The sequence below is a fragment of the Pyxidicoccus trucidator genome (genome assembly GCF_010894435.1).
GTDB classification, from domain to species: domain Bacteria; phylum Myxococcota; class Myxococcia; order Myxococcales; family Myxococcaceae; genus Myxococcus; species Myxococcus trucidator.
The window spans coordinates 81,116-88,631 of sequence record NZ_JAAIXZ010000032.1 but is presented as its reverse complement, the minus strand read 5'-3'; the positions used below and the strand labels follow the sequence as shown (position 1 = coordinate 88,631).

Annotated in this window: 6 protein-coding genes; all 6 read right to left on the bottom strand. The window is 68.8% G+C overall.

Going from position 1 to position 7,516, the window contains the following annotated elements:
• Window positions 1–362: 362 nt before the first annotated feature.
• The 6 genes from ccoG to G4D85_RS46835 are packed head-to-tail and all read right to left on the bottom strand — an operon-like array spanning window position 363 to window position 7,476.
• On the bottom strand, window positions 363–1,775 hold the full coding sequence (gene ccoG / locus G4D85_RS46860) for a cytochrome c oxidase accessory protein CcoG (RefSeq protein ID WP_164021344.1): 1,413 nt from the start codon (window positions 1,773–1,775) through the stop codon (window positions 363–365).
• A 25-nt stretch (window positions 1,776–1,800) separates the two neighbouring features.
• On the bottom strand, window positions 1,801–2,349 hold the full coding sequence (locus tag G4D85_RS46855; RefSeq protein WP_164021342.1) for a c-type cytochrome: 549 nt from the start codon (window positions 2,347–2,349) through the stop codon (window positions 1,801–1,803).
• Window positions 2,342–2,518 carry a cbb3-type cytochrome oxidase subunit 3 gene (locus G4D85_RS46850; RefSeq protein WP_164021341.1) on the bottom strand — a complete coding sequence of 59 codons (177 nt, stop codon included), beginning with the start codon at window positions 2,516–2,518 and terminating at the stop codon, window positions 2,342–2,344. Before G4D85_RS46850 ends, G4D85_RS46855 begins: the two co-directional genes overlap by 8 nt.
• Window positions 2,518–4,872 (bottom strand): cytochrome-c oxidase, cbb3-type subunit I, encoded by a 2,355-nt coding sequence (gene ccoN, locus G4D85_RS46845; RefSeq protein ID WP_164021338.1) that lies wholly within the window; start codon window positions 4,870–4,872, stop codon window positions 2,518–2,520. Before ccoN ends, G4D85_RS46850 begins: the two co-directional genes overlap by 1 nt.
• A gap of 4 nt (window positions 4,873–4,876) precedes the next feature.
• Entirely contained in the window at window positions 4,877–5,059 is a 183-nt protein-coding gene (locus G4D85_RS46840) for a cytochrome oxidase (protein ID WP_164021336.1), read from the bottom strand.
• On the bottom strand, window positions 5,056–7,476 hold the full coding sequence (locus G4D85_RS46835) for a heavy metal translocating P-type ATPase (protein ID WP_164021334.1): 2,421 nt from the start codon (window positions 7,474–7,476) through the stop codon (window positions 5,056–5,058). The genes G4D85_RS46840 and G4D85_RS46835 overlap by 4 nt, the downstream gene beginning before the upstream one ends.
• Between the last annotated feature and the right edge of the window lie 40 nt (window positions 7,477–7,516).

The following is a 7,516-nucleotide window of genomic DNA, read 5'->3' as shown; positions in this document are numbered from 1 at the left end:
ACCCGGAAGAACACCTTCGACCTTCGCAGGCTCTGCGCGCTCCAGAACCTGGAGACCCTCCACCGCCGCATCGACGAGAAGCGGCGGCTTGCGGCCTGAGGTTCCACGAACCTGTTCGGCGCTCTAGCGCGGCGAATCGCCGCGCATGACGCGGTCCGCCATTGTCACTATTCTAGCGACGTGGCGCGCGGTGCAACAACGCTGCGGAGTCAGCTCGGCCGGACGGCTCGCTGGCGGGCCCCGCCCAAAAAGTCCCCCAAAGGCATCATATCCGACTGTTGCGCAGCTCCGGGAAGCGGAGCCTGCATCGAGGAGTGCCCAGACCCGCTGCTCCCGGACTCCATCCAGCACCCGCTCCGTAATCACCCGCCCGCCGGCCCCAGGAAGCGCGCCTCCATCCGCTTCACCTCCCCGGAAGCCGAGTCCGCCACCTCCACGGTAAAGACAAAGGGCCCCGAGCCACGGTCCAACGGAACAGTGATGAACAAGGGCACGCGGAAGCTCTCCAAGGAGGCCAACCGAACCTCCGTCTGAGGCACCACCACCTGCGCGGGCACAGGGCTGTCCACGCGAATGGAGAACGTCGTCTCGCCCGGGTTCTTGTTCACCAGGTGCAGCTCGAACTGATTCCGCACGGTGCCGTTCTCCACGAGGTACGGAGTCCCCTGGAAGCGCAGCAGGTTGGCCTCGAACGGCACCCGCCCCACGAGGCTCAGCACCAGCCCCGCCACGGCCGCCACCATCAGCGCCCCATACAGCACCAACCGGGGCCGAAAGACACGCCGCGTCTCCCCCGCCAATCCATTCAGCGAGTCATAACGAATCAACCCCCGAGGCCGCCCCACCTTGTCCATGACCTCGTCGCACGCGTCCACGCACTGCGCACAAGCCAGACAATCCATCTGCAAGCCATTGCGGATGTCGATACCCGTGGGGCACACCACCACGCACCTGCGACAGTCCACGCAGTCCCCGCGAGGAGGAGCCACCTCGCCACTCTTCACCTTCAGCATCCGCCCCCGAGGCTCTCCCCGCTTCGTGTCGTAGCCGATGATGAGGGAGTTCCGGTCCTGCATGACGGACTGGAGCCGCCCGTAGGGGCACACCACCACGCAGAGCTGCTCGCGGAACCAAGCGAAGTTGAAGTACAGCGCGCCAGTAACAGCCATGGCCCACCCGAAGGCCACGGGCGACACGGTAGGCCCCTCGGCCACCATGGACACCAGCCCGCCCGCGGACACGAACAAGCTCAGCGCCGCATGCGAGATGAGCAGCGACACGACAGCGTACGCCCCGTGCTTCAGCCCCGCCCGCCCCACGCGAGCAAAGGTCCACGGCAAACCCGCCACCTTCAGCCGCCGCTCGCGAGGCCCATCGAAGAACCGCTCAATCGGCCGATAAGCGCCCTCCAGGAACACAGTCTGTGGGCACGCCCAGCCGCACCAGACGCGGCCCAGCCAGGCGGTGAAGAACAGCAGGCTGAAGCCCACGGAGGTGAGCAGGAACAAGACGCGCCAGAAGTCCTGCGCGTTATAGGTGCCGCCGAACAGGTAGAAGCGGCGCGCCGCGACATCCAGATGCACGGCGGGGTGGCCGCCCACCTCCACCAGTGGCAAGGCCACATAGATGGCAATCAGCACCGCGAACACCACGCGCCGCCGGGTGATGAACCGTCCCCGCACGTCCGCCGGGTGGATGGCCAACCGCGAGCCATCCGCGCGGATGGAGCTGAGCTGTTCGATGCGCGGGCTGTCCTGCCCTGGAGCCGTCCCCATATGTCACGCCTCTTCCCGTCCGGACCTACGGCTGCTCGGGCTCACCCTGCGGCTCCTTGCCGCTGGGCGCATTCGTCCCCTTGAGCGTCAGCACATACGCGGTGACGGCCTTGACGCGCTCGGCACCCAGGGTGCGCTCCCACGCGGGCATGCCCTTGGACACCACGCCCTCGGCCACCACCTTGTGAATCGCCACCGGCTTGCCGCCGTGCATCCAGAACGGGTCCGTCAGGTTGGGACCGATGAGCCCCTGCCCCTGCGCACCGTGGCAGGACGCGCAGTTCGTCTGGAACACGGCCTTGCCGCCGCCCACCGTCGTCGGGTCCTGCATCAGCGCGAGCAAGGTCTCATCGGACGCGGGCTTGTTGCTCCCGGCGCGCTTCGCCACCTCCGCGGCCTCGGCGCGGTACTCACCGAGCTGCCCCGGGGACACCTCCGCCACGTGGTACCAGAACCAATATCCCGCGGCGAAGATGAGCGTCGTCCAGAGGAGGAACAACCACCAGTTGGGCAGGTTGTTGTCGTGCTCCTCGATGCCGTCATAGATGTAGTGCAGCGGCGCCTTGTCACTCATGGCCGCCCTCCCGCTCCGCCAGCGGCATGTTCGCGAGCGCGTCGAAGTCCTTGCCGCGCCGCACGCCGAACACCCAGGCGCAGACGCCGAGGAACACCATGATGAACAGGACGAGCGCGAAGAGCGGCAGCTCGGTCAAATCCATCCCCGAATAGAATTGCTTGTACATCAGCGGCTCCCTCCATGGCTGCCATTGACGGCGGCGGTGGGCGGCCCGCCCGGCTCGGCGGGGGCGTCTTGCGGCCCACGGCCCAGGCGCTGCAGGTAGGCAATGAGGGCCACCATCTCCGAGTCCCACGCCACCTTCACCCCCTGCGTGGCCAGGTCAGCGGTGATGGCCTCGGCCTGGACCTTCTGCCGAGCCTCAGCCGCGTCGACGTCCGCGTTGGAGTACGGCACGCCCAGCTTCTGCATCAGCGCCAGCTTCTTCGGCGCCTCCTTCGTCTTGAGCCGGCGCTCCGCCAGCCACGGGTACGGCGGCATGTTGGAGCCGGGGCTGGTGGCGCGCGGGTCCATCATGTGCGTGTAGTGCCAGAGGTTCGGGTACTTGCCGCCCAGCCGGTGCAGGTCCGGGCCGGTGCGCTTGCTCCCCCACTGGAAGGGGTGGTCGTAGATGAACTCCTCCGCGCGGGACACGTCGCCGTAGCGCTGCGTCTCCGCCACGAAGGGGCGAATCATCTGCGAGTGGCACGTGTAGCAGCCCTCGCGCACGTACAGGTCCCGCCCTTGCAGCTCCAGCGCCGAGTACGGCTGCTGTGCCACGCCGTGGGCGGGCACGGCCTGCTTGATCATGATGGTGGGCAGCAGCTCCGCGACGCCGCCGATGAGCACGGCCACCAGCGTCAGCACGGTGAAGGCCAGGGGCCGGCCCTCGATGAGCCCGAACCAGGACGGCTTGCCCGCGGCGCGCTCGCGCCGGGTGACAATCCAGGCGAACTCACCCAGGGCGATGATGGCGCCCATCAGCACCAGCGCGCGCACGGGCTTCGCCCAGCCCAGGAACATCGTCGCGGCCAGAATGGCGATGGCGAACACCAGCGGGCGCCCTGTGACGACCTGCACCCAGCCGGGCACGGGGGCTCCGGCGGGCACGGGGGCGGGCGACTCCACCACCACGGTGGCCTCGCCATTGACGGGCTGGCCGGCGCGGGCCGTCTTCCACAGGTTCCACGCCATCAGGATGAAGCCCACCAGGTACATGGAGCCGCCGACGAAGCGGACGATGTACATGGGGCGGATGGCGAGCAGTGTCTCCACGAAGTTCGGGTAGAGCAGCGTGCCGTCGGGGTTGGTGGCCTGCCACATCAGCCCCTGGGTGACGCCGCTGATCCACATGGAGACCATGTAGAGGAGGATGCCCACCGTCCCGAGCCAGAAGTGGACGTCCGCCGCCTTGGAGGAGTGCAGCTTCGTCCCGTACAGCCTGGGCACGAGCCAGTAGAACATGCCGGCGGCCATGAAGCCGTTCCAGCCGAGCGCCCCGCTGTGCACGTGGCCGACAATCCAGTCGGTGTAGTGGCCCAGCGCGCTCACGGACTTGATGGACAGCAGCGGCCCCTCGAAGGTGGCCATGCCGTAGAAGGTGACGCCGGCGATGAGGAACTTGAGGACGGGGTCCTCGCGCAGCTTGTGCCACGCGCCCTTGAGGGTGAGCAGGCCGTTGAGCATGCCGCCCCACGACGGGGCCCAGAGCATGACGCTGAAAATCATGCCCAGCGACTGCGCCCAGTCGGGCAGCGCGGTGTAGAGCAGGTGGTGCGGGCCGGCCCAGATGTAGATGAAGACGAGGGCCCAGAAGTGGATGATGGAGAGCCGGTACGAGTAGACGGGCCGCTCCGCCGCCTTGGGCAGGAAGTAGTACATGATGCCCAGGATGGGCGTGGTGAGGAAGAAGGCGACGGCGTTGTGGCCGTACCACCACTGCACCAGCGCGTCCTGCACGCCCGCGTAGACGGAGTAGCTCTTCAGCGGAGAGAACGGCAGGGCCAGGCTGTTGACGATGTGGAGCACCGCCACGGTGACGATGGTGGCGATGTAGAACCAGATGGCGACGTAGAGGTTCTTCTCGTTCCGCTTCTTCAGGGTCCAGAAGAAGTTGATGGCGAAGACGACCCAGATGACCGTAATCGCCAAATCAATCGGCCACTCCAGCTCGGCGTACTCCTTGGAGGTGGTGATGCCCAGCGGCAGCGTGACTGCGGCGGCGACGATGATGAGCTGCCAGCCCCAGAAGTGGATTTGGGAGAGCACGTCCGACGCCATGCGAGTCTTCAGCAGGCGCTGGGTGGAGTAGTAGATGCCGGCGAACATCATGTTGCCGACGAAGGCGAAGATGACGGCGTTGGTGTGGAGCGGGCGGAGGCGCGAGTAGGTGGTGTAGGGGATGCCCAGGTTGGCCTGCCACCACGCGAGCTGGCTGGCCACCAGCGCCCCGACGGCCATGCCCACGATGCCGAACACGACTGACGCCATGATGAAGCGGCGGACGGTGGTGTCGTCGTAGATGATTCGCTGCTGTTGCACGGAATCACTCCTGGGAAGCGGAAGGCGGAGGCTCGGCGGGCGACTGCGCGCTGTCGTCCTCGAGCGGGAAGAGGGAGAGCCGGTCGGCGTGCTCGTGGTCTCGGTGGCGCACGCTGTAGGCGAACAGCAGCACCGAGCTGGCGACGAGCATCAGGCTGACGAAGACCTGGAGGACGAGGACATTCATACGGGCACCTCCCGCAACCGCGTGGCTGGAGGCACCGGGCGCTCGCGAGCGGAGGACAGGCTCCACACGGTGAAGAGCACGGTGGCCAGGCTGGTGGCAGGCATGGCCACGGCGGCGCGAAGCGGCGTCATCCACCCGGCCAGGCACACGGTGACGGCGACGACGTTGTAGCCAATGGCAAGCACCAGCAGCCGGCGCACCACGGCACGCAGCCGCAGCGACAACCGGAGCGCCTCGCGGATGGAAGCCAATCCCTCCCCCAGCAGGAAGAAGTCGCTCTTGCCAGGCATCACCGGCCGGTCAATGGCGGGAGTGCCCGCGCACAGCGCCCGCTCGAACGCGAGGCTGTCATTGACGCCGTCGCCCAGGTACAGCGTGTCGGCCGAGTCCAGCGAGGCCACGGTGGCGGCCTTGTCCTCGGGCCGCTGGCCGCCCAGCGCCTGCGAGGTGGGAATCCCCAGCGCCTCGGCCAGCTCCCGGACGCGCGCTGGAGCATCTCCGGAGATGAGCCACACCGCCCGGCCCTCCGCCTGGAGCGCCTGCACCTCACGTCGCGCATCCGAGCGCACCGACTCGCGCAGCGCGAAGGACGCCACGAGCAAGCCCTCCCGCGACAGCACGGGGCCCGACACCGGAGGAGCAACGCCCTGCCCCGCCAAGGCCCACGGAGCGCGCCCCAGTCGCCAGCACACGCCCTCGCGGGTGAGCTCCACGCCCTGCCCCGGGTGCTCCGTCACACGAGCCTCCGGAGCAAACCGCGCCCCCACGCGAGCCAGCGCCGCGCTGAGACACCGGCTCGCCGGGTGGTTGCTCCGGGACGTCAGGTCGAAGGCCACGTCGCGAGCCTCCGGCGCCAGCGCCTCCACGGAAGCGCGGTCCACCAGCTCCAGCCGGCCCAGCGTCAGCGTGCCCGTCTTGTCGAACAGCACCTGCCGCACGCGAGGCAGCCTGTCCATCAGGTCCGGGCTCCGGACGAAGAACCCACCGCGCCGCAGCCGTGCCTGCACCAGCTCATACGCCAGCGACGTGGCAATCCCGATGGCGCAGGGGCACGTCACCACCAGCAGCGCCACCGCCACCTCCAGCGCCTTGTCGGGCCCGGCGGGCCACCACAGCGCGAGCCCCAGCGCTGACACGCCCAGCACGGTGACGACCCAGCGGCGCGACACCTTCTCCCAGAACCGCGTATGAACCGCGGCGCCACCCGCCCCCGGAGGCGCCCGCCGCAGCAGCGCCACCAGCGGCGAGTCCGTGAAGGCCTGCGCCGCCCGCACGCGCACCGCCTCCCGCCCGGCATTGAACGCGCCAGCAGGCAGCTCACCGCCCACGGCCACCGAGCGCTCCCCGGGCTCGCCGGTAATCCAATCGGTGGAGACCCGAGCATCCGAGTCGAGCAGCACCGCGTCCACGGGCACGAGGTCGCCCGGGGCAATCACCAGCACCTCCCCCTCACGTACTTCAGAGGCGCGCACGGTGGCGAGCCGCGCGCCCTCCTCCCGCCGGACGAAGAGTCCATCAGCGCCGTCATCATCCAGGAGGAAGCGGCGGTTGCGCTCCAGCACGCGCTGCTGGAGCCAGCGCCCCACCAGCATCAGGGTGACGAAGGTGTTGAGGGTGTCGAAGTACGCCAGGTCGCCGCGCCCACCCCGGGCCTGAACCAGCGAGGTGCCGAATACGAGAAGGATGCCCAGGGCAATGGGCAGGTCCAGGTGCGGCACGCCGCGCCGCAGTCCCTGCACGGCGGAGCGGAAGAAGGGCCAGCCGCCGACCAGGACGACGCCGGTGGACAGCGCCAGGCTCAGCCGCGTGAACAGGCGGAACACCTCAGCGTCGTCGGGGGTGAGCCCGACATAGAAGCTGATGGAGAACAGCATCACATTCATCGCCAGGGCGGCGCAGATGCCCAGGCGGATGGGCAGGTCCAGGCTGGCGGCCTCGGGGTACTTGCGGCTGGGGCCGAACAGGTAGCCGAAGCCCTCCACCGAGCGCAGGAAGCCGCCCACGTCGAAGGCGCCGCGCCGCCACTGCATGTGCACCTTGCCCAGGGCGGGGTCCACGGTGAGTCCCGCGCCGCCCTGCTGCCTTCGGAACAGCTCGTTCATCAGCCAGACGCAGGCAGCGCAGTGGATGCCCTGCACGTCCAGCTCCAGCGCGCACACCGGGCCCGGAGTGGCCTCGGCGCGAGCCACCAGGGGCTCCAGCCACGCGAAGCCGCGGTCCTTGCGCGGCTCCGGTGCGGGGGCGTCCTTGCCCTGGGTGAGCTGGTAGTAGCGGGTGAGCCCCTGCTCCCGCAGCAGCCCATACACGGCCTCGCAGCCCGCGCAGCAGAAGCCGCGAGCCACGGCGCCCACGGGCACGGAGCTGCCGCAGTGGAGGCAGGAGTCCGGCGCGTGCACCGTATGCGGGGAGGCAGGCATGCACGGTGTCACCTTGCGAACGGCATGCCTGTTGCGAAGC

Coding starts and splice junctions, on each gene's coding strand:
- ccoG (WP_164021344.1), bottom strand. CDS start 1,775: ATGGGGACGGCTCCAGGGCAGGACAGCCCGCGCATCGAACAGCTCAGC.
- G4D85_RS46855 (WP_164021342.1), bottom strand. CDS start 2,349: ATGAGTGACAAGGCGCCGCTGCACTACATCTATGACGGCATCGAGGAG.
- G4D85_RS46850 (WP_164021341.1), bottom strand. CDS start 2,518: ATGTACAAGCAATTCTATTCGGGGATGGATTTGACCGAGCTGCCGCTC.
- G4D85_RS46840 (WP_164021336.1), bottom strand. CDS start 5,059: ATGAATGTCCTCGTCCTCCAGGTCTTCGTCAGCCTGATGCTCGTCGCC.
- G4D85_RS46835 (WP_164021334.1), bottom strand. CDS start 7,476: ATGCCTGCCTCCCCGCATACGGTGCACGCGCCGGACTCCTGCCTCCAC.